Raw genomic sequence first — 23,039 nt, 5'->3', positions numbered from 1 at the left:
TCCGTGGAATGAGGGAACGCGGGGGCGGGCGGCGCGGCGCGGGATCACGCGAACGACCACGCGTGGTCGTCCTGGGCGGAGCAGGTGTACACGGTCAGATGAGCGCCACGGCCGCCGGAACCTCCCAGGCCGGAGACGTCCAGGCACAGGCTGGAGCTCTTGTGGTTGCGGATCCAGAAGGAACCGTCGGCGCGCTTGTCCAGGAACCACATCTGGTTGTCCCCGGCGCCGGGGTTGCAGTGCCATTCGTAGACGCCCGTACGGGAGGGCCGGGACCCGTAGTCCGGCAGGTCGAGGCAGTAGTTGTCCTTGGCGTTACGGATGGTGAACAGGTCGGCCCCGTCAGGACCCGCGCCCTTCTGGTTGACCACCAGGTCCCAGAGCTGGTTGTCGCGGCTGGATCCGTCGCAGGTGAACTGTTCGACCTTGCCGTTGATCTTTCCCTTCCCGAAGGCGGGCACATCGGCGCAGAGCCCGGTCATCCGGTTCTTGATCAGGACGTTCGTCACCGTCGAGAACCGCGCCGACGTGGGCAGCGCGCCCCCGGCCCGGACGGCCGCCCGGCGCACGGCCGCCTTGGAGGGTTCAGGCTTCTTGGCGGCCTTCACCTCCGTCTGCTTCCGCGTACCGCTCGTCGTGCCCTTCCCGCTGTCCCGCGTGGCCCGTGCCGACGGAGACGGTCCGGCGGACACCTTCGCCGTGCTGCTGGGGGAGGGAGTCGCGGAGGGTGAGGCGGGCGTGTAACTCCCCGCCGTGCGGCCGGTCCGTCCCTCGTCGAGCGGCATCACGTCGGACGAGACCGACGCGGCGGCGGGCCGGGTCCGGGTGTCGTCGTCGCTCAGCCCCATGAAGAGGAGCGGTACGCCTATGAGGAGGCTCCCGCCGATGGCGGCGGCGGCCAGCAGCGGCTTGGCGGGCCGGGGGGACGGGGGTTCACCGGCAGCCGATGTCGCCGCGGGCGGCTCCGTCATGCCGCCGGCCCCTGCCGCCACGGCGGCCGTGTGGTCCGGTTCGGCGGAGGGGGTGGCCGCCGTGGCACCGACGGTGGTGGCGGACCCCGCACCGGTCACCGGTTCGGACACGGCGGCCGGGGCGGGGGCGGCGGCCTCGGCGCGCGCCTCCGACGCTCCGCCCGGCTCCTCGCCCGCCGGCCGGCCGGTGGCGGGGGTACGAGGGGTGAGTGCGGGGCCCGCGGCGGTGCCGGAGACCTGGGGCAGAGCCGTGGCGCGGCGCACCGCGGGGTGCGTGGAGCCTTCTTCACGGGCCATCAGTCACTCTTTCCGTTGCTGTGGGGGAGACCGACCGGTCCGGCGCAGCGGTCGGGCCAAGAGCCCGTGGCCGCTGCCGCGGTGCCACCGCTGAGCGCGGCGTCCAGCCGGGCGAGCGCGACGTCGTCCTGGTCGTCGAGCGGTGCCCCGCCGGAGGCGGACGCCGGTGGGATACCGGGGAGTTCACGCAGGAGGACCAGAGGGGAGGCGGGCGACCCGCTGTCCGGGCGGACGTCCAGGACCCGGAACACCGTGCCCGGCGGGAAGACCACTTCGTCGGCCCGGACGTCGTCCGCACTACCGTCGAGCAGCTGCCGTATCCGGCGCCCCGTGACCGACGAGACCAGGTAGCGGGCACCGCCGGGCGTCGGCTGCGCGCCGCCGGCCGGCAGGGCGCTGACCGGACCGGTATCTCTCAGCAGGCTCCCGGCCGCCGGGGTCTCCCCCGGGCCGGCGCCCCGCACGACGGCTCCGCGGAAGGCGGGCAGTCGGCGCAGCCCGGACGCCACACAGGCGGCGTAGGGCAGGAGCTTCCTGTCGCCCTTTCCGAGGGCGTGGTGCAGTGCTCCGTGGCTCAACGGCCCCTCCGTGACGCGCAGATAGAGCCGCAGGGCGATCAGGTCGGCCCGGGCGGCCTCCTGCTCCCGCCCGCGCAGCGCGGGCATGCGGGTGAGCATCCGGGCCACGGCGGCCCCGTGACGCTCCCACTCGCTCGCCGCGAGTTCCCGGAAGGCCGCTCGCTCCTCCTCCGTGCTGCTGTATCCGGGGAGGAACGGCGCCGGTGCGAAGGCCTCGGCGCCCCGGACGGCGCCGCTCGCCACCGGAGGCGCCGGTACGGGAGCGGGGAGGGGGCCCGGATCCGAAGAGGTCGCGACCCTGGCGGGCGCGGCGGGCGGCGCGGCGGGCTCGGCCGGCTCGGGCGTCGGAGGTGCGGGAGCGGGGGCGGCAACGGCTGGGTCCGTGGTTTCGCCCAGGGGCGCGGGCACGCCCGGCTCCTCCGCAGGGCCGGACGATCGTGCGGGGACCGGCTCGCCGGGAGCCGGGCCGGTGGCCGCGCGTGGCCCTTCCGGCGTGGCCGTGGCAGGGCCCGGAGCGCGCCGGGGCGCGGGAGCGGGCGAGGCGGGCGCCGGAGAGGCGGGCGCCGGAGAGCCGGACGCCGTGGCCGGCTCAGGGCCGGCGTCCGGCTCCAGGAGCTGGGCCAGCGGGATCCGGGGGCCGGCCCCACGCGGACGCGCGGCCGGAGCAAGCGCACGCGCGGGGGCGCGCGCGGGCACCGGCCCGGAGGCCGCAGTGGACGCAGAGGACGCAGAGGCGGACGAAGCCCCCGGAGCCGACACGGAAGCGGACGCGGGAGCCGACCCCGGCGCAGGCATCCGCGCAGGCGTAGCGGCCCGTGCAGGCACCGGCGCCCGTGCGGGCGCAGCGGCTCCGACCCGCGCAGGGCCGGACGTGAGCCCCCGGGGCGGCCGGGCCCCGTGCGTCACCGCGGAGCCGGCGGACGCGGCCGGCGCCGGTACGCCCGCCGCCGTGGGACGCCCCGCGCGCCCCGCCCCCGGCACAGGAAGCGTCCCGAAGCGCAGGCTTCGCAGGTGATGCCGCCCGGCCAGACCCCGCAGTGCCTGGCCGCCGTCCACACAGGTGCCGTGCACCATGAGCCGGGCACGGGCGCAGACATCGGCCCCGAGCGCGTCGAGCAGCCGGGACAGCTCCGGCCAGAGCGACGCGTCGAGAGGCTCTCCGGCTCTCCCCACCTCGATCACCGGGCCGTCAGCGGCCACCGGGCGGCCGGCGACCGGCACCGGGTCGCCGTCAGGGCCGCTGATCCACAGCCCCGCCCGTGTCACGGCGGCCTGCCAGCGGTCGGAGAGCGGCAGCACGCCCTGCTCCCCCCGCCCTCGGCCAGGCACCGGAGAGCTCCACCGCAGCAGCCGCGGGTCCTCCCCGGGGGGACACACGACCGCGTCCACGTACGGATGCCAGCGCGGGACCCCGTCCGCGTCGGCGATGGTGGCCCGTACGGCGTACCGGTCCGTCAGGCCGCCCGTGGGCAGCAGCGGCAGCCCCGTGTGGACGACGACCTCGTGGCCGAGGGTCCCGGCCAGGGAGCGGCCCGCCTCCAGCACGTCGCTCCGCCCCCCGGGGGCGATCCGGACCCGGGAACGCGCCGATGAGGGCAACGATCCGACGGCTTCCGCCACATCGGCCGGCAGGACGTCCTCCCCGTCCGGGACGCCGACCAGGATCAGCGGTCCGCCCCGGTCCACGGGTATCGCGTAGCAGAGGTCTCCGAGGCGCGGAGCGAGCGCGTCCTTCGGACGGACGAGCAGTCCGGCGGGTATCTGCTCGACCACGCATCCGCCCGCGGTGCTCTCCGTCCGGACCGGCGGCCCGGTCTGCCAGGCGGGAGCGGGCTGACGAGGACCCAGCGCGACGGGCTCCGCACCCGGCGCGAAGCGCCACCAGCCGCACACCGTAAGGGAGTCGGGGCGCACCCCCGGGACGAAGAGCCCGCCGCCGGGTACGACGAGGACGACGGCGTCGGGCGCGATGACCTCCAGCCCCCAGCCCTCCGCGATGCGCCGGGCCGGTGCCTCACGGCCCGGCCGGTCGTCACCGGCCCCGGACATGACCAGCCTGACGGAGGTGACGTTCTCGTCGCGGAGCGAGTCCAGCAGCATGGCGAGGCGCGGCCACAGTCCGTCCGCCGCCTCCTCCTCGGCCCCGGTCACCACGGTCACCGTGCCGTCGTCCGAAGCCAGGGAGCGGGCGAGGTCGCCGATGTCGGCGGAGGTGAGCGAGTCGTCCGTGGACGATCTGAGCACCACGATTCCGTCGTACTCCTCCACGGCGAACGCCGCGGCGCCGGCGGGCTCCGGGGCGCGGCCGTGACCTGTCGTCCCCTTGCGCCTCAGGGACCATCGGCTCACGGCCCGGCTCCGAGATCGGTCATACGGCCCTCACGTGTCCACACAACGCTGACAACTCCCGCCCCAGACCATCCAGACGGCATCAACTGAAAGGGTTGACCGGGGAGTTACCCCATGAAGAGTGGGTGAACAGAAGACGACTCGACGACCGGCCAGGCCCCGGGCGCGATCCGGGACCAGGCTCCCGCCGCCGACGGCCCGCCCGGATCCGAAGCGCCCCGGAGGACGACGACGGCGTACGGAGAGTCCGGCACGGAGGAACCGGTCAGGAACACCTTGTCCGTGGTCGTCCACACGCCTCTGCCGGTCAGCGCGCCGACGACGCCCCGTGGGTCGGGCCGCCCGCCGGCGGCTCCGGCCTCCCGCACGGCCAGGACCAGATCGGTCCGAAGCGACTTGCCCACCAGCTCCCCGTCTCGGGACAGCAGCTCGCCGATCTCGTCGTACGGCACCCGCAGGACGGGGCTGCCGGGCAGGACCATCAGGAGGTGGCCGGAGTCCCCGGGGGCCCAGATGACGTACGGGTCGGGGCTCCCGGGTGTCTTCCACGGTGCGGGTTCCACACCGCCCGGCTGATGTCCGCCGCCCGGCTTGGCCACCGCGGTGACGAGGACACCCGTGTTCAGCGGCCCGGGCGTCCGCGCGCTCGGGAACCAGGTGCGTCCCGCCGTGGTGCCGTCCGCGCCGAACAGCCGGGTCTCCGGTGCGAGGGCCCCGAGCACCTCCAGATGGAACGCCGCCAGGGCCGCCGGGCTGTCCAGGTCCCGTCCCGCGGCCGCCGCCCGCGCCACCAGATCGATGACGTCACCGCGGCGCGCGGGATCGGGCCGCTCCAGGTGGAGGATCCGCGCGCCCTCGCTGTCCGGGTCGGGGGTCCGGCGCTCCCAGGCGAGCGCCGCCGCGGTCGCCCAGAACAGCCGGGCCCGTTGGGCCGGCCCCACCCCGGCGCCCTCCGGCAGCCGCAGTACGCGGGCGGCCTCGGCGTCGAGGGCGCCGGGCCCGTCGAAGCCGCCCAGCCGCTGGGCCGCGTCCACGAGCAGGGGCAGCGGCACGAACGCGGTGAGGGAGGCATCGGTGCCGGGTGCCGTCGCGGTGTGCAGCAGGGCGGCGCGGTAATCCTCGGCGTCGAGGGCGGTGCCGTCCGGCGGGCCGTCGGGAAGGGGCCCACGGATCTCCCGTACGGCGTGGTTCAGCAGGTCCATGGTGAACGGCGTGGCACCGGCCAGCAACGGATCTCTTCCGCGCATCGCCTCCAGGGCGCCGATCCCTGCGAGCAGTCGGGGGTAGTCGGCGTCCTGCTCCACGTCCGCCCCCAGGACCGTCCGCAGGGCGCGCACCAGCCGCAGGGCCGCGTCCCGGACGGCGGGCGAAGCCGGACCGTCGTGCCGGTGGAGACCGGCGGCACGGGCGACCTCGTCGAGCGCGGCACCGGACGGCTCGGGCCGGAATTCCAGCCACCTCCCCCGCCTGCCCCGCGGATCGGTGCTCAGGATGCGGACGTATCCGCCGCCCTGCTCCGCGCTCAGACGCTGGATGCCGCTCGGCCTGGTGGAGGCGAACACGGTCCGGCCGGTTTCGTTGGCGGTGTACTGGGCGTCGCTGACGGTGGCGAGAGGGTCGGCGACGTACGGAGCGAGCGGGGAGTCCCCGTTGACGAAGTCCGCGCCTCCTGGAGCCGCGTGCCAGCAGGCGTCCATCACGATCACATGGTCGTCGGAGAGCCGTGCCACGCTCGGCCGCCGCTTGAGGAAGCCACCCGTCGCGGGACCCCGCGCCATGTGGTTCGCGCCCCCGTCCAGCGCCATGTCCGTCATCCCCGGAAACGCGTGTACGGCGAAGAAGTACGCCGGCCGGCCCGCCCAGGGCACGGGATCGGGTTCCTTGGTCAGGGCCCCGGTGACGGGGTTCTGGTGCCAGAGCTCCGTCGCCGCCGGCATCCGCCGCATCAGCCCCTCGAAGCGGGCGGCCTCGGCGGGGTGGAACACGAAGCGTCCGATCGACCGGCCCTCCACGACCTGGGTGTACGACACGACCTCGTTCTCCCAGGCGGGCGCGTCCCGCAGGTCCTCCGGCCCCAGCGCCTCGCCCGGCTCGCTGACGCTCCACGCCCCCGTCGTCTCACCGGGACGGTGCTCCGGTGAGACGACGGCCGGGCCACTCTCCGTCTGCGGGGTGAACCGCAGACGGCCGCTGGTCGCCCAGGTCGTGCGGCCGGTGCGGCCGGCGACCGCGCGCGGCAGGGCCAGGCCCCGTGCGCCCGCCTCCGGGACCAGCAGGACCACGGGGACGTCGGCGGGAAGACCCGCCAGCACCGGGTCCAGGGCGAGCAGTTCGGCGAACACCTCCGCGGGCACGCGGTGCGGCGTGCCCTCGCCGTCCAGCACGACGACGTGGTCATGACCACCCTCGGCCGCCAGGACGACATACGGCGCCGGATCGGCGTCACCGAGCGGGGGCTCCCCGTACGGCTGCTGGGCCGCTCCGACCGTCTGTGCCGTGTCCAGGTTCCTGATCCTGTCGCCTGTCCAGTTCCTCCCCCGGCTGCCACCGGTCCGGGGCAGGGTGCGGGCGACGGAGAACACTCCGTCCAGCACGAGACGGAAGGCGGCCAGGCCGGCGAGGCTCGTGGTCCCTTCCACGGTCTCGTCGAGTGCCACCCGGAACAGCTCGCCTCGCTGCACCTGGGTCACGGGGGCCCGCTCGCCCAGCCCGAGGACGTACCGGGTCACGGCGTCCAGGTCGAACGGGCCGTCACGCAGCGGGAATCCGACTGTGGCCCGGCGCAGGGTGTCCAGCCGTGTCAGCGCTTCGCGCAGCACCGGGTAGAGGTCGGCCGTGTCGATGCCGGGACCGTAGAGGTCCTCCAGGATCTGGTGGTGGTCCGGCTCGGCGACCACGCTGTCCTCTCCGTCGCCGTCCTCCCAGTCCATGATCATGTCGAGGGAGTCGACGCTGCTCTCCGGGGACGAGGGTTCCGGGGAATCGAGCAGCAGCTGTGTGGGCGCCATGGTGTCGGGCTCGCCTCGCTGCACCCGGATGAGTTGGTGCTGCTCCGGCGTCAGGACCAGTTCTTCGACGGGCAGTCTGTCGCCGAGGATCGCCGCCTGCGTGGACTGCGCCAGCGACAGCGTCACCCCGATCGCGTCGAGTTCCGCGAGCGACACCATGCCCTTCAGCGGCACCACGGCGGGTGGGGCCGGAGGCTGCGTGGGGGCAGCGGTCGCGGTCTTGACCTGTTCGGGCACGACCCGCACGCCCAGCCGTTCCGTGAAGAGCCGCGCCACCTCCCGTAGCCAGCCCGCCGCGATGTCCGGGTCGAGGCCGGGTCGGACGGATTCGCTCATGTAGCGGCCCGACTTGTCGTTCACCGTCCACCGCTTCAGTTCCCGGCTCCACAGGAACTCGCCGGAGACCCGGCTCATCCCGGGCTCCGACCGGCCCGACTCCCCGAACCGCGCCGCGATGCCCGTGTGCCCGAGGCCGTCCAGGTCCTTCCGCAGCTCGTCCGCCGTCAGGTCCGGGGTCACCCGCCGCATGCCCGCGAGCAGCGCGTCGAACTGCTCCGGGGTGACGATCGCGCTCGGCTGCTCGCTGCCCAGCAGGACCCGCCCGTCCCCGGTCACCGTGTAGATCCACACCGCGTCCGGGTTGGTCGTGACCAGCAGATCGGGGTCGATCTCGTCCAGCGGGACCCACAGCGGGTTCACCCGGACGTCGCCCTCGCTGTCACGCTCCTCGGGCTTCACGCGCTTGGGCGCCACGCTCTCGCCGTAGATGAGCAGGTCACCGGGTTCCGCGCTGCTCCCGTCGTAGTGGTCCACCCCGTTGTAGTGGACCTCGATCACACGGGACGCGCCGTCGGGGCCGGCCCTGCGGGTGTCGGCCAGACGGCCGTTCCACGCCACCTCGACCCGGGCCTCGAAGGTGTGCGCGAGCAGGGGCAGGAAGATCTCGCCGACATCGGTCATGTACCGGTTCTCCCACTGCGAGACGGCGTCCAGGACCGTGTGCGTCTCCACATCGTCCAGAGGAGCCGCGCTCGTCGGGTACAGGGCGGCCAGCTCCGTGCGCAGGCCCGCCTCCGAGCGGTCGACCAGGGTGTCCGCGTCCACCCCGTGGTGGGCGAGCAGTGAGACGAGTCCGGCCCGGTGCAGTCGCGCGGTCCTGGCCCCGAACTCCGCCACCGTCGACAGGCGCAGCTGCCCGATGACGGACGGGGGGAGCCGGCCTTCGCTCCTGGTCACGTACTCCTCGACGGCCGTGCGCATCGCGTCGACGACAGCGATCTCCGGGCCTCCCGGGTAGTGCCCCGTCGTGGACCGGGCCACGGCCCGGCTGCTCAGTTCCCCGCGTACGGCGTCGGCGTCGTCGAGCCAGCCGTACGCGGTGGGGTGGGACTCCGCCAGGCCGGGCAGCCGGTCGCGTACGTAGCCGGGGTCGCTCGCCATGAACGAGAAGAAGAGGCACGCCCCGGTGCCCGGGACCCGCACGGGACGCCCTCTGGCCGCGCCGGGCAGAAGCTGATCGGGCTTGGCTTTCGGCTTGGGCTCCGGCTCCGGCTCCGGCTCGGGCGTCGGCTCCGGCTTCGGCTCGGGTTCCGGCGTCGGCTCGGGCTTCGGCTCGGGCTCGGGTTTCGGCTCCGGCTTCGGCTCCGGCTTCGGCTCCGGCTTCCCTTCCGTCGGCACCGCGAGTTGGTAGTGGCGGTCGGCCAGGCTCAGCACCACGCGCGGCCGAGGGCCCCCCGGCAGCGCGTCCAGCGAGCCCGCCAGGTGGCCCGTGGGGTCGGACGGTCCCGGCCGGAAGTCCTGGAAGCGCCCCGCCTCGTCCACGACAGTGATGTCCACCCCGAACGTCCGGGCGGCGAGCACCGGCAGCAGATCCGCCGCCCCGTGGTCCCAGCCCGCTTCCCCCTCCGCGTCGCCCGGGCGCATCAGCTGGGCGACGGCCAGCGCGGCCCGGGCCGCCCGGTCGGGGGCCACGGAGTGCGGCATCAGCCCTCCGAGACCGTCGAACTCGCGGCCACCGGGGGAGTCCGCCGCCAGCGGTCCCGTGGCCCCCCGCAGCCCCGCCCCGGTGGCCTCGGCGTCGCTGAAGGTGTCCGTGACGTCCGGGGCGACGGCGTCGAGCAGGTCCGCGTCCGACGGGTCCATGAGCCGGGCGGCGAGCATCCGCAGCACCGCGTCGGCCGCCGCACGCCGGTCGCCGAGGCCCACCCCCTGGTCGCCGAGCAGATGCGGCGCGCTCCTGCTCAGGCCCTCGACCAGGGCGTGCAGGAAGGCGTCCCCGTCCTCCGGTACGTCGTGCAGGGCGTACGCGACCTGGTCGGGCGAGGTCAGCCGGGCGTCCGCACCGGTGCCGGTCCTCGTGTACGCCGGGGGCGCGGGCGGTGCCGGGAGCACCGGCGCGGGCGCGGGCTTCCGGTAGGTGACGGCTGCGGGCTCCGTCCGGCCCGCCAGCCGCTCCCGGCCCTCGGCGGTGGCCGCTTCCTGGTGCCACCGGGTGAGCTGGTCCGTCGCCGCCCGCACCCGGTGGTACTCGGCCGCCGCGTCCTGGGCCGTCGTCCTCAGCGTGTCGAGCAGGGCCCGCCGGTTGCCGAAGGCGGCGACGGCCGCGTCGTGCCGCCGGGTGGCCGACCGGACCCGCAGGGCAGCCGCGGCCACCTCTTCCTCCGCCCCGGTCACCGCGCGCGCGGCCTCCTCGGCGGGACCAGTCGAAGAGGCCACCCGGGCCTCCAGGAGGGGGAGTCGCGCCTCGGCGGTCGCCAGCTCCGTGCGGGCCCGGGCGATCTGCTCGCGCATCAGATCCGCCCAGCCGTCGTGCGCGGTCTCACCTGCCGACTCCAGGTCGGCCTCGATCGCCGCCCGGGCGTCCCGGACCTGGCCGCGTGCCGTGTCCAGCCGCGCCCGCGCCGTCGCGAGGGCCTCGTGGGGAGCCACGGCGGCGAGGTTCGCCGCTGTCAGGCGGCGGTCCGCCGCCCCGGCGGCCGTCTCCGCGTCGTCGAGGACGACCCGCGCCGCGTCCCGCTCCTCCTTCAGGGCGATCGCCGGGCGGCGCTTCTTCCAGTACGCCTTGTCGGCGTCGACCCAGGCCTTGCTCGCCTTGCCGACGGCGTCCCACGCGGCACCCACCCGGGCAGGGAAGTTCGTGTCGTCGATCAGTCCGATTTCCCGGGCGACGTCGTCCCTGACCCAGGTCAGGGCGTACGCCTCCGAGGACACCGCCTTCAGGCCGGGTCTGGCACGCCCGAAGGTGCCGCCGACGAAACGCCCGACGCGGGTGTCCTTGATACCCCGCTGCACGTCGGCGACGCTCAGCCACGAGGTGGGGACGGCGAACAGGAACACCCGTCCCGTCTTGGGTTTCGTGTTGATGGAGGTCAGCTGGTCCGCCGAGGTGGGCAGCGCGTCGCCGTCGGCGGCGTACGGCCCGGTGCCCGAACCGCCCATCTGGTGCAGGCCGGTCTTGTCGGAGCTGATCAGGACGCCCGCGCCGAGCGCGGAGTCCTGGACGTTCTCCCGGCCGACGGACGCCGCCGCGCCGACCCCCGTCCGCCGGAGCATCTCCATCTTCTTGCCGTCGGCGACGGTCAGCAGCCGGGCACGGCTGAAGTCGGGCTTCGCGTACAGCTCCAGCTGCGCGCTCTCGGTGGCGGCGATGTTCTTCTCGGTCAGCCCGGGGATGCCGTAACCCTGCGGCGTCAACGCACGGTGGTAGTACGCCGTGAGAGCGGCGTTGCCGGAACCGTCCTCCAGCGCCTGTGCCGAGCCGGTGCCCAGCCGGGTCAGCCCGGTGTCCCTGGCCCTGCGCGGGGCATCGGGTCCGTCCATGGAGAATCCCGCGTCGTACGACAGGGCCAGCGCGTAGGTGTTCGCCACCTGGATGTCCGCGAGGCCGACGATCCGGCGTACGTCGAAACCGGTGGCGGGGAACCGGAACGGCTTCAGGGTGCCGTCACCGTGCCGGGTGTCAGGGCCCAGTACGTACGGCGAGAGGCCCTGCCGTGGTGCGGCGAGCCCCGTCAGGTCCGGGGGCGGAAGCAGATCGTCACCCCCGGTGTCCGGACCGGCGTCGGGGGCCATCAGGCTCAGCGGCACATGCTCGCGCAGGGCCCCGGCGGGGTGTGCCACGCTGATGACCTGCTTGCCGCGGAACCGGTCGAACCCCTTCCGCACGGGCCCCCGTCGCCCCGGCGCCGGGTCGTCGGCTTCCAGGGTGATCCGGAGCGTGTAGGGCGTCGCGATCTCCGCGTACGGCTCCGTCGAGGCGGCCCGGAACACGGTCAGGGTGGATTCCGTCCGGCTCTCGCCGCTGGATGTGCGGCCGGAGCCGGTCTCCGTGAAGGTGGGGCCCCCCGCCACGGCTCCGGTGGTGTTCTCCGTGTGGACGGCCTCCCCCACGAGATAGCCGAAGTCGGCGCCCTTCGTGGACTCGGCGCCTTCGGTGACCGTCTCGATGGCCCGCCGGTTCTCCTCCATCTCCACGCTGTGGTCCAGCATCTCGAACGTCGGCGTGCCCGGTTCGAGCTGGACCCTGATCCGGATCTGCCGCTTGCCGATGCGCACGCTGTGCCAGCCCCACGCGCCGGTGCGGGCCGGAACGGAGGAGCCGCTGCCCGTCAACTCCTTGTCCAGGGACCGCATGACCCGGGAGGAGACCAGGGTCCGGACGCGTTCCCGGCCGGCGTCGTCCAGCCCGAACGCGGCCACCTGCTGTTCGAACGCGGCAAGCGCCGCGGTCGGGTCCAGCGCGTTGACGGCGTACGTGCCGAAGGCCTCGTTCCGCAGCCATGACTGCGGAGACCAGCGGTGCTCGGTGTAGCGCGGCACCTCGCCCATGCCGTCGTCGATCAGCCCCACCAGGTGGGCGCTCTTCTCCGGCACATGGGCCAGCCAGCCACCGGGCACGGTCGTCATCCGGCCGGCCGCCGCGGCGATCCAGTCGGGCACCAACGGCCGGCCCGCGGCGCCGGAGTTCAACAGGCTGGACGTCAGGGCCAGCCAGTGCTCGGCGGTGCCCGACACGAGCACCTGGTGGCCGAAGCCCTTGCGGTTCATGTCGTGGACGAAGGCGCGGGTCACGGTCCTGCTCGACTGGTCGGCCGTCGACCAGGGGCTGGCCACCAGCCCGTACGTGCCGAGCAGGCCGGGCCCGGCCGCGTGGGAGCGTGCGTAGACGAGCTGCCCGCCGACGAAGAAGGTGCGGGTCTTCGTGAGCTTCCCCGCCGTCTGACCGGTGCCGCCGAGCACCATCTCCGTGTCCATCGGCACCGACCCGGTGAGGGCCTGGATGCCGTCCACCGCCGTCAGGTGCCGGAAGGTGGCCCACAGGGTGGCGTACGGGCCCTTGCCCATCAGCCCCGAGGCGCTCCAGCCCAGCGGTCCGGAGCTCTGGTCGAAGTTGGCCGTCAGGTACTGGGGCTGGAAGGCACGGAGCACGGCCTCGCGCGTCGGTGCCCCTTCCTCGGTGAGCTGCCACGCACCACCCGACCCGGAGGTCATGGTCTGCCCCAGGGCCGAGACGAGTGCCGGTGACGGTACGACGTCGATGGTCAGGAACGGATGGTTCTGCAGGTCCCGGAACATCTGCGAGCCCCGGCCGTCCGCCGTCACGGGGCCCGCGTCCCCCACCAGGTCGGTGGCGCGCACCAGGCTGCCCGGCCTGGACAGGTCGCCGAGAGCCAGGGCCCGTGCCCGTTCGGGGCGCAGGGTCCGCACCGGCTGGAGGGCGACGCTCGCATAGGGATTGGCGGCACCGAGGCGGTGCGGGTCCACCGCGGGCGCGTGCGTACCGGGGATGCTGATGAGCACCTGCGCGGCCAGGGGGCCGCCGCCGACCCGCTGCCCGCCGGGGCCCACACCGATGAGCAGGTCCTGCGGCCGGCTGAAGACGAACGGCTGGGTGCCGAGCAGCCCCAGCGTCGCCGCCCCTCGCAGCAGGCCGCGGAACCGCCAGTACCCGCCGCGGTCCACGGTGAGCGAGAGGTCGTAGCGGTAGAGGTGCGACGGCCCTGCGCTCACCGTCATCGGCTCGTACGTGGCCGTCGCGCCGAAGCTGGTCTCCTCGTCGTTCTGCCACCCCCAGCGCACGCCGGCGCTCGGCCCGCCGGAGTTGTTCGGGGCACCGATGTCGTCGGTCATGGGATCGCGGAAGGCGAGCAGCCCTTCGACGCCCGCCTCCCCGATGCGCTTGGCGCTCTTCTGGCCGTCCACCCGCTCCACACCGATCGAGCTGTAGCGCAGCTTGAAGTCGTCCTGTACGCCCTCGAAGCGGCGGTTGGTCAGCTCTCCGCGCAGCCAGATGTAGCGGTGGCCCTGCCCGATCCGGCCCGGCTCGTTGAACCGGATCCGGATGCCGGTCGTGGTCAGCGCCTCCAGGTTCCCCGCCATGCTCCGGTGCGACAGGGCGCTGAGGACCTCCAGCGTGTTGGCGAGAGCCGTGCGGTACTCGTCGTCGTTCCTCCATCGCGTCGTCGGCGCGGGGCGTGCGACGGCGGACGGATCGGGCCGGTCCAGCAGGGCGTGCGCCCGCTCCCGCCAGGTCCTGTGCTCCGGTGGCGCCAGCTGGTCGAGCCGCGCGACCATCCCCGGATACGTCGCCGCGAGCGCCGTCAGCACCTCGTCGGCGAAGGTGTCCAGGAGGGTGCGCTCCTGTCCCGCGACACCGGCCGGCCCGGTCTTCGTACCGTCGCTGAAGGCGAACTCCTCCACCCGGTGCATGCCCAGGGTGGGCGGCCGGTCCGGGGTCAGATACGCGGGGGCGAACGGCTCGGGTGTTCCCGCCCGCAGCGCGCGTCGCAGCCCGTCGTCCCAGCCGGCCAGCCGCCGCGCCTCCGTACGCGTCATCCGGTCCACGCTCCAGGTGTGGAACTGCTGCGGCCTGGTGCCACTGCCGCTGCGCTGGACGTACACCGTCTTGCGGACCAGGTAGAGACCCGTGGCGTCGCCCTTGACCTGGCCGGCCGTCTTGATCGCCCCGGAGCCGCCGAGGCCGGCGGTGCGCGACACGGAGAAGAGGTAGCGGAACGCGCCACCGAACTGGAGACGGAGATTGAGGGTGCCGTTCCCCAGGTCGAAGAAGTTGAAGGCCGGCCCGGCGACGCCGTCGATGCCGAGCGCCGCCGTCTTCTGGACACTCCGGTCGTTGCGCACGGCCACGGTGTTGATGTCGCGCATCTCCGCGTCGGGCGTCTCCGTGATCAGCGTCGCCCGGCCCGGCACCACATCGACGACGAACACGCCCAGCGGAGTACGGGCCTTGTCGTCGGCGAACAGCGGCACGGTGGTGACCCGGCCCCTCGACAGTGCGGGGCTCTGCCGCTGGAAGCTCAACGAGGAGAAGAAGGAGTTCAGTTCACCGTAGGCGGTGCTGTCCGGTGCGACCCCGATCTCCTGGGCCGCCCAGTCCCGCATCCGGGACACGGGGCCGAACCCCTCCGTCCGGACCAACCGGTAGGCCGACTGCCGGCTGAGCTCCATGGAGCGGGGGATGCGCCCGAAGGACGCGGTCGTGCTCGTCACACTGTCCGGCAGCCGTACGGACAGCCCGTCCCGCATCGCGAACCCGAAGACGGCGGGCCCGGGGTCGGTGACGGTCCGGCCGTCCGCATCGGTGACCTGGAGGTCGTAGTGGACGTGGTCCAGATACACCCGCGAGCCGTCGAGCGCGCGGGTCTCCGTCTGGCTCGTCCCCTGCTCGGTCTGCCCGTATCCCACCCGGTCGGTGAAACCGAACCGCAGACCGAGCCGCCCGAAGCCGCTGAAAGCGGCTGTGCCGACAGGTCCGATGGGCCCGCCCAGCGCGATCTGGGTCGCCGACTGCATGGTCTTGCTCTGCCCGGCGGTGAAGACCGAGCGGTGCATCCCGTCCACCTTGACGGGGCTGCCGTAGGTGTCGTCGAACTGCTCCCAGTCGCCGTAGTGGCGCGCGACGACCCCCAGCTTCCGCACACTGCCGTCCTGCGCCGTGTACGGGAAGACGCGTCCTTCCCCGGCCAGCGTCTTGGGCTCGTGGGTGAAGGCGTACGTGACGTCGTCCATCAGGCTCGAACCGGTCGTACGGCCCTTCTTCGGCCGCTCCGGGCGCACGGTGTCGGACCCTGCCGACAGCACGCGGCCGATCTCGGCCAGCGCCTGGCCGGTGCCGCGCAGGACGACGTCGCTGTGCCCGAAGGTCATGCCACCGGAGACCATGTCGAGGAGGATCTCCGGGGGTGCGTCCCGGATGAGTTCCTGCACGTCGTCGATGTAGGCGGGCATCCGGGAGCCGTTGCCGAAGTCGGCCCGGTCCCGCCGCCCGCCGAGCGGCCGGGGCCGGTCCCGCTCCAGCACGGGGGGCCGGGTGCTGGGGAGCACGGGCGCGTACGGCTCGGCGCCGGGGTCACCGCTGGTGGTGACCGGGCGGCGGGGAGGCGGCGGGAGGACCTCGGCTGCGGTGGCCGTCGCGGTGGCGGTCGCAGTCTCGGCGGCTTTCGGGGGCGCGGTGGGGGTGACGTCCCCGACGAGCGTGCTGATCAGCTGAAGGTGGCGGCCGCGCAGGCCACCCTGGGCGAGGCCTTCGGGTGCGGGCCGCGTGTAGTCGCCGAGGAGGCTCCCTTCGACGTCCGGGCGATGCGGGGCGGCTGCGTGCCGGGACTCGTCGCGGAGGCCGAGCATGTGCGTGATCTCGTGCGCGTAGTCGACGGGGTCGGCGTCCGCCCACCAGGCGGAGCGGGTCATCTGCTGGTCACGGCCGACGAAGTCGACGTTGAGCCCGTTGGGGTGCGGGTCGCTCCCGACGCGCTCCACGGTCACATGCAGGAGGTCGCCGTTGGGCAGCCGGTGGCCCGGGGCGTTGAGCGCGGTCTCGACGCCGCTGACCACCTTGTCCCAGACGCCGTCGGGCATCCCGTCCGGGGAGGCGGTGCCGACATGGACGGTGAGGTCGGTGACATGGTCGCCGCCGGCCTCGAAGCGGCGTACGTCGAACTTCGACCTCACCGCGAACTGAGTCGTCTGCCCCGGCCGTTGCGGATCGGAGGGCGTCGACACCGGGTCGACCCAGGTGTGCGAGCGGGTCACCGGCTCCGCCCCGGCCCGCGCCGCCTCCCAGTCCGGCGACGACCCCGGGCCGGTGGTCCCCGGCACGGGGCCGGGCGCCCCGGCCACCTCGGGACGGTGGTCCGGCGACACCGGGTCCTCCGGGCCCGGCTCGCCCGGCAGCTCCTGCTGGTCCGCGGCCCGCGTCGCGGGCGCCGAGGGGGGCGGGGTGGCCGACGAGGCGGGGGAGGGCGGGGTGGACTGCGGGTGCGAAAGCGCCGGCGCACCCGCGGCCGAGGTGGTGGGCACCGGCGACGGGCTGCTCACAGGCATCGCTCCCGGAGGAGTGGCGGCGGGTGAGGTGTCCGGCGCGGCTGCCGACGTGTGCGGCAGGTCGGCGGTGGGCGTGTGCGTCGGCGTGTGCGTCGCCGTCGGCGGAGCTACGGCGGGCGATGCTCCGGCGTCGTCGGCGGGGTCCGCGGCCACTTCCTCGGCCGGTCCCGACTGGTCCGTACCGGCTCCGGCCCGTGCGGCTGACGCGTGGGGCGCCTGCGGGGCGGTCGGCGAGGACGAGGCGGGCAGATGCGGCGCGGACACCGACCCCGATCCCGACGGCAGATCCGTCGTGGGGTCCGCCGTAAGGTCCGGCGTGGGGCTCGTCGTGGACTCCGGCGTGGACTCCGGCGTGGAGTTCGTCGCGGGGTTCGGCGTGGGGTTCGTCGTCCCGGCCGTCTGTACGGGCGCCGGCGCGAGAGGTGGCAGCACCGTCCCGGGCGGAGAAAGCGGGAGGGCCGACACCGGCCCCGGGACCCCGCCACCGGTCCGGACCGTGTCCGGCACGTCGCCCCGCACGCCGTCGGACACCGGCGGGCCGGGCGTGGACGACGGCCCGAGCGACGTGGCCGGGCCCGCGGTGGAGGTCGTGACGAGCGGGGACAGGACCGGCGGTGGCGCGACCGCCGGGGGCAGCGTGGCCGGCGGCGGTGTGACGGCCGGGGGCGTGCCGGTCGTGGGCAGGGGGCTTCCGCCGACCGTGCCGGGTCCGGCCCCGGCCGTCGGCACCGCTCGGGTGGTCGGGCCGTCGCCGCCCGTACCGCCCGTGCGCGGCAGGTCGTTCAGCGAGTCCGGGCCCACCGGCGGGGCGAAGAACTTGTTGTTCAGCCACAGCGCCCCTCCCCCGACGGCGGACTCCGCGTACATCCCGAACACCCCACTGGTGCCGGACCCCACGAACGTCTCCCACTTGAACTCCCAGTTCCCGTCGAAGAGTCCGTTGACCAGCACCTCCGCCAGCGTCTCGCTGAGCCCGGAGACGACGAAGACCGCCGGGACGTCGTAGACGTCGTTGAGCACCTTGGTCACGAACGGGTTCGGCTTCGGGACGTCGACGGGCAGGTTGTCGAAGTGGTTGCCCCCCGTGTCGAGCCAGTTCTTGAATTTGTTCGAGAAGTACCCGCCGACACTCTCGAAGAGACCCCCGAGGGCACCGAACGCCGCGGCCTTGCCGACGTCGCCCCAGTCGATGCCGTCCGGTTTACGGCCCGGCGGGTTGAACGCGATCTGGGAGAGCTTGACCGCCAGCGTCTGGATCGCCTCGGCGAACGCCTCGCTCAGCGCGGGCGCGATATGGGTCATCCGCAGCAGCCGGTCGATGATCATCAGCAGCGCGAGCCGGCTGCGGGCCCGTGCCAGCGCCATCTGGGAGATCGACGTGCCGCCCGTGAAGAACGCCATAGCCGCAAGGAAGGCCAGCTCGATCAGGAGCATGACGATCTCGGCGATGATCTCCCACTTCGACTCCTGGATCTTCATCGAGTAGTCGATCTGCCCGTCCGCCATGTCGTCCAGCTGGTCGACCAGCTCCTCCAGCCGGTTGACGCCCCCGTCGTCCGTCAGCAGGGACAGCCCCTGGACGTAACCGCGCGCGACGTCCTCCGGCAGCGCGCGGCCGGCGTTCTGTACGGACTCCCGCACGGCGTCGCGCAGTTCGAGGACCCGCTTCCCCAGGTCGAGGTAGAGGGCACGGCTGTCCCACGCCAGGTTCTCCCTGGCCTGCAACGGCATCTCGCCGAGCAGGATCCAGAGCATCTTCCTGACGTCCTCGGGGAAATTGATCTCCTGCACTCAGCGCTTCCCCTGCCCGCCGTCGCCCCCGAGGGCCTCGTCCGTCTTCCGCTGGTGGGCCTGGATCTGTTCCGTGGTGTCGGTCCGGGTGCCCTCGATGTTCTCCAGGTTGGTGAGCGTCGCCGAGACCAGCGCGTCCAGCGCCTCGTAAAGGCCCTGGGCGATGTCGGTGCAGTACCGGTTGTTCTCCTCGTACTTCGGACGCACGTCCCGGGCGAAGTCGTCCGTCCAGCCGGGCCAGTCGGTGTAGTCGTTCTCCTGCCGCCGGAAGTCCTCGCCCATCTTCTTCGCCAGGGCGGGCAGGTTCTTCATCTCCTCGATGCTGCGCCGCAGACCGCCCGGGTCCGCCTCGTACAGACCGCTCATGCCCTGCCCCCGCTCCGGGCTCCCGGACCCGTCCGGCCGTCGTCGTCCGAGTCGTCGTGGATCTCGTCCCGCAGCCGGTCGCCGGACCGCCGGCCCCCGGCACCCCCGGGGCTCTCGTACGCGGGACCGAGGACGCGGTCCCAGTCGACCTCGAAACCGCCGAACTCCGGTGCCACCCCGCTGGGCCGGGTCAGCGGCTCGAAGATCTCCCGCACCCGGTGCGCCATCTCCGCGCGTCCCTGGTCCGCGGCCTCCAGCACCGAGGCGGCGAGCTGCCCGGCCGGCATGGAGCGGTACCGGCCGTCCAGGAACCGCAGCCCCATCAGCTCGCCCTGTGGCCCTACCGTCACCTCGACCGTGCGGTCGCGCGAGCGCACCGTGTGCGAAGCGCCGCGCAGATCCTCCTCGGCCCGGGCCACGGCGGCCTCCACCGCCTGGAGCTCCGCCATCGCCTTCGCCACGCGCCGGTCCATCGGCTCGTGCGGGTCCCCCGGGATCATCGGCCGATCACGGCAGGTGAGCCACCCTCGTCCGTACCCCAGACATCCTCTTCCTCCTGGACCCACGCCTCCCTCGCCCGGTCGCCGCTCTCCGTCTGCGGACGGGCCGGAGCGCCGCCGCCCGCCGGCGGGACGAAGGGCATGCCGCTCGTGGTCGTGGCGTTCCTCGGCAGGGCGATCGGCGCCTCGTCGGGCGCCCGGCTCGACGCCGTCACGCCCGTACCGCCCCTGCTCCTGCGGTTGCTGACGACCTGGCCCCCGTCGATGACGTTGCGGATGCGTTCGGAGGTGCCCTGGCCGCCCTGCCCGCCACCCTGTCCACCCATCGGCATCCCGCCCATCGGCATGCCTCCCATGGGTGTGCCCCCGGCCCCTCCGGAGCCGGCGACCGAGGAACCGGGGAGCGAGCCGGTGTTCAGGGGTGTGCCGACCATCGGGGTGGAGCCGGCCCCCTCGGCCGCGGCGGCCGCCGCCCGGTCGAACGGGGAGGCGTAGGGGAGCTCGTCGTACAGCTCCTCCTCGTAGGGGAAGCCGGAGCCGTACGAGGAGGTGTCGTAGCCGGAGGGCGAGCTGCCGGTGCCGCCGTTCAGATAGCCGGAGGTCGTCGTGCCGTCGGGCCGTTCATAGGTCGTGGCACCCGTGTCCGGGTCCAGGACCGAGGTGCTGCCGTCGGGGAACTCCGTGACGAGGCGGCCCTCGGGATCCAGATGGGACAGGCTCCCGTCGGGGTTCGGCAGCGTGTCGCCGATGTTGAGGGGGCCCGTCATGGAGGTGCCGTCCGGGCGGGTGATCGTAGCGGTGTGGTTCTGCGGGTCGATGGTCGTTCTGCTGCCGTCCGGATGGTCCGTGACCACCCGGCCGTCGCTGTCCATGTGTGTGACGGCGCCGTCGGGGCCGGGCAGACCGTCGCCTTGGTGGACGGGGCCGCTGATGGTGGTGGGGGACGCGAGATCGTCACCCAGGAGGGGCCCGTCCAGCGAGCCGCCGTCGAGGGATCCACCGTTGAGCGAACCCCCGCCGATCACTCCGGCGTCGGCCGAGATCCTGCTGAGCGCGTCGCGGGCCGCCGTGTCACCGACCGGGGAACCGCCGTTGAGCGACCCTCCGTCGAGGGAACGGGCGTCGAGGGAACGGGCGTCGAGGGCGTCCCTGTTGAGTGATCCCCCGCCCAGCACCTGCTGCCGCTGCTCGTCGTAGGCGGCCTGTGCCTGCGCCTGGGCCTCCTCGCGTTCCTTCTCCTGGGCCAGCTGCCGCTGCTCCTGCTCGGCCTGCTTCTGCTCCTGCTCCTGGCGCGCCGCCTCCTGCGCGGCTTCCGCCTCCTTCTCCTTCTCGGCCTGTTTGGCCTCCAGTTCGGCCTGTTTCGCCTCCTGTTCCTTCTCCTTCTCCTCCTGCTTGGCCTCCTGCTCGGCCTGTATCGCCTCCTGTTTCGCCTCCTGCTCCGCCTGCTTGGCCTCCTGCTCGGCCTCCTTGGCAGCCTGCTTCGCCTCGGCTTCGGCCTGCTGCTCCGCCTGCTCCTTCCTGGCCCGCTCCTGGTCGGCCTTCGCCTGGTTCATCTGCAGGAGCTGCATCTGTTCCTGCCGTGCCTGGGCCTCCTCCTGCTTCTTCTCCTGTTCGGCCTGCTTGGCCTCCTGCTCCTTCTCCTTGGCCTCCTGCTTCGCCTCCTGCTCGGCCTGCTTCGCCTCCTGCTTCTTCTCCTGTTCGGCCTGCTTGGCCTCCTGTTCCTTCTCCTTGGCCTCCTGCTTGGCCTCCTGTTCGGCCTGCTTGGCCTCCTGCTCCTTCTCCTTGGCCTCCTGCTTCGCCTCCTGCTCGGCCTGCTTCGCCGCGGCCTCCGCGTCCCGCCGGGCCTGTTCCTCCGCGGCGGCCTTCTCCTTGGCCTCCTGCTCGGCCTTGGCCGCCTTCTCCTTGGCCTCCTGCTCGGCCTTGGCGGCCTTCTCCTTCGCCTCCTGCTCGGCCTTGGCGGCAGCGGCAGCCGCGGCGGCGGCAGCCGCCTGGTCCTTCTGCCACTGCATGAACTCTTCCTGCTTCTTCGCCGCCGCGGCCGCCGCGGCCTCCGCCTCCGCCTTGTCCTTGGCCGCCTGGTCCTCGGCGTACTGGGACGAGAGGTCGTCGCCGCCCCTGGTCCTGATGGACCCGAGATCGAAGTTCTTGGTACTCCAGCTGTTGTGCACCAGGCGGATCGCCTCGTCGGCGGGCTCCACCAGGTTCTCGATCACCGACGCCTGCCAGTTCTCGATGGCCCTTTCCCCGACTTCCTTCCACGTCGAGAGTTCCGTCAGAGGCCCGAAGCCATCGGATTTACCCAGACGTGTCGCGTCCTGAGCGAACGTACCCGTCGTGTGATACGTGGTGTAGTAGGACGGATATTGCCCGCCCGTACTGTTCACCTTGTAAGTGATCTGCTTGATATTGTTGTGCCACACATGATCGGCTATTTCCTTCAGCAGATCGTGAAGCCATCGCAACGGGTTCCCCATATAGAGTTCCCAGTCCATCCACCTGCGGTGCAGTTCGACCACCGCGTCGCGGAAGTCCGTCTTCGCCTGACGGATCTCGTCGCCCTGGAGCGACCCGGTCGAATCCGACGCCCGCGTGTCCTTCTCGTAGCCGGCGTACTGCTTGCCGAGCGTGTGGACGAGGTTCCAGAAGACACCGGCGGCCTGGCCCCGCCACGCCTCGTTCTGCTCCGTCCCGAGCCTGCTCTCCCACTCCTCCACGGCCTTGCTGCGCGCGGCGAAGAACTGGGCCACCCGGTCGAAGGACGCCGCCGCCGTGTCGAAGGACGCCAGGGAGACGGCCTGGTCGTTCGGCACGTCCACGCCGTTCCAGGCGAAGCCGTGCGTCCCCTTCTCCTCGTACAGCAGCGCCTCCAGCGCCCGGCCCGTGCCGTAGCTGTACTGGGTGAGGCCCTGGGTGCTCCAGGTCGCCTTGTCCCCCGAGAGGCCGAGGTGGTCGTCGTACTGACTCTTGAACTCGCCGCCCTCCACCACGCCGCCGGCCGGAGGGCCGTCGTTGCTCTTGTTGCCGAGCAGGGTGAAACGGGCCTTGTACATCGAGACCTGGTCGCCGGTGGACGCGGTGTCGTCGCTGGTCGCGTAGAAGGGAATGACGAAGTCGGTGTTCTCGATGCGCCAGCCGGAGTTCTCAACCATCCAGTCGAGATCTTCCACATCGACGTACGTCACGGAGTTCTGTCTGCTGATCTCCACCTTCATCTGCGGAATTCCCTCGTTGCCTTCGAGGCTTTTGAAGAGGGTGTCGCGCGCGGGCGCCTTGTAGCCGGTGAAGAACATCACGGCCTGATGCCAGGAGTCATTGGCCGAGGTGAGCGGCTTGACGTTCTCGTCGGCCATGATCAGTCGTCGTCCTCGCCGCTGCCCCCGCCGAGGACGTCGTCGACGTCCGAGAAGATGTCCAGCAGCTTCTGGCCGTCGATCTTCTCCAGATTGGCCCCCTGCGTCTTGAACAGCTCCTCGATCGTGCTCTCCAGACCTTCCTCGATACTGCTGAACAGGGTCTTCTGTTCCTCGAGGATCGTGACGATCTCGGTGATCATGTCGACCACCGCCTTGTTGAGACGCTGCCCGTTGGTGAGGGTGTCCTTCACCATGCCGCCGATCGTCAGCGGCACGGAGGCCCCGGCCAGGGTGCCCTCCGGCCGCTCCCCCTCCGGCAGCAGGTTGGACAGCGCGGGGGCGTCCGTCCCATCGCCCTGGATCTTGCGAATCTCCTCCGAGAAACCCTGGACGTCCTGGCTGAGGAAGTTCTCGAGCCAGGCCTTGTCCAGGTTCACGGGCGCGCCCTGCGCCATGCCGATACCTCCTGATGCCGTGGGGACAGAAC

7 protein-coding genes are annotated in these 23,039 nt (G+C 72.9%); all 7 read right to left on the bottom strand.

Annotated features, from left to right (window positions below):
• Positions 1–44: 44 nt before the first annotated feature.
• The 7 genes from ACZ32T_RS15540 to ACZ32T_RS15510 all read right to left on the bottom strand — a co-directional run bounded on the left by ACZ32T_RS15540 (position 45) and on the right by ACZ32T_RS15510 (position 23,007).
• Complete coding sequence (locus ACZ32T_RS15540; protein WP_467367266.1) at positions 45–1,268, bottom strand: RICIN domain-containing protein; 1,224 nt, start codon at positions 1,266–1,268, stop codon at positions 45–47.
• On the bottom strand, positions 1,268–4,195 hold the full coding sequence (locus ACZ32T_RS15535; RefSeq protein ID WP_467367264.1) for a hypothetical protein: 2,928 nt from the start codon (positions 4,193–4,195) through the stop codon (positions 1,268–1,270). The genes ACZ32T_RS15540 and ACZ32T_RS15535 overlap by 1 nt, the downstream gene beginning before the upstream one ends.
• Positions 4,196–4,302: 107 nt before the next feature.
• Entirely contained in the window at positions 4,303–18,333 is a 14,031-nt protein-coding gene (locus tag ACZ32T_RS15530; RefSeq protein WP_467367262.1) for a lonely Cys domain-containing protein, read from the bottom strand.
• Positions 18,334–18,699 (bottom strand): hypothetical protein, encoded by a 366-nt coding sequence (locus ACZ32T_RS15525; RefSeq protein WP_467272099.1) that lies wholly within the window; start codon positions 18,697–18,699, stop codon positions 18,334–18,336.
• A complete protein-coding gene (locus tag ACZ32T_RS15520; RefSeq protein ID WP_467367260.1) occupies positions 18,696–19,199 on the bottom strand; it encodes a YbaB/EbfC family nucleoid-associated protein in 504 nt (167 codons plus the stop codon). Before ACZ32T_RS15520 ends, ACZ32T_RS15525 begins: the two co-directional genes overlap by 4 nt.
• The gene (locus ACZ32T_RS15515) at positions 19,196–22,549 is read right to left on the bottom strand and encodes an AAWKG family protein (protein WP_467367256.1); all 3,354 of its coding nucleotides are present in this window, start codon (positions 22,547–22,549) and stop codon (positions 19,196–19,198) included. Before ACZ32T_RS15515 ends, ACZ32T_RS15520 begins: the two co-directional genes overlap by 4 nt.
• Positions 22,550–22,551: 2 nt before the next feature.
• Positions 22,552–23,007, bottom strand: coding sequence for a type VII secretion system-associated protein (locus ACZ32T_RS15510; RefSeq protein ID WP_467272094.1), 456 nt, complete (start codon positions 23,005–23,007; stop codon positions 22,552–22,554).
• Positions 23,008–23,039 lie beyond the last annotated feature (32 nt).

This window comes from Streptomyces sp. NPDC023573, assembly GCF_055559735.1.
This window is presented reverse-complemented; position numbering and strand designations above follow the sequence as displayed.

Excerpts from the sequence above, each read along its gene's own strand:
- ACZ32T_RS15540 (WP_467367266.1), bottom strand. The coding sequence starts at position 1,268 with ATGGCCCGTGAAGAAGGCTCCACGCACCCCGCGGTGCGCCGCGCCACG.
- ACZ32T_RS15525 (WP_467272099.1), bottom strand. The coding sequence starts at position 18,699 with ATGAGCGGTCTGTACGAGGCGGACCCGGGCGGTCTGCGGCGCAGCATC.
- ACZ32T_RS15520 (WP_467367260.1), bottom strand. The coding sequence starts at position 19,199 with ATGATCCCGGGGGACCCGCACGAGCCGATGGACCGGCGCGTGGCGAAG.
- ACZ32T_RS15515 (WP_467367256.1), bottom strand. The coding sequence starts at position 22,549 with ATGGCCGACGAGAACGTCAAGCCGCTCACCTCGGCCAATGACTCCTGG.
- ACZ32T_RS15510 (WP_467272094.1), bottom strand. The coding sequence starts at position 23,007 with ATGGCGCAGGGCGCGCCCGTGAACCTGGACAAGGCCTGGCTCGAGAAC.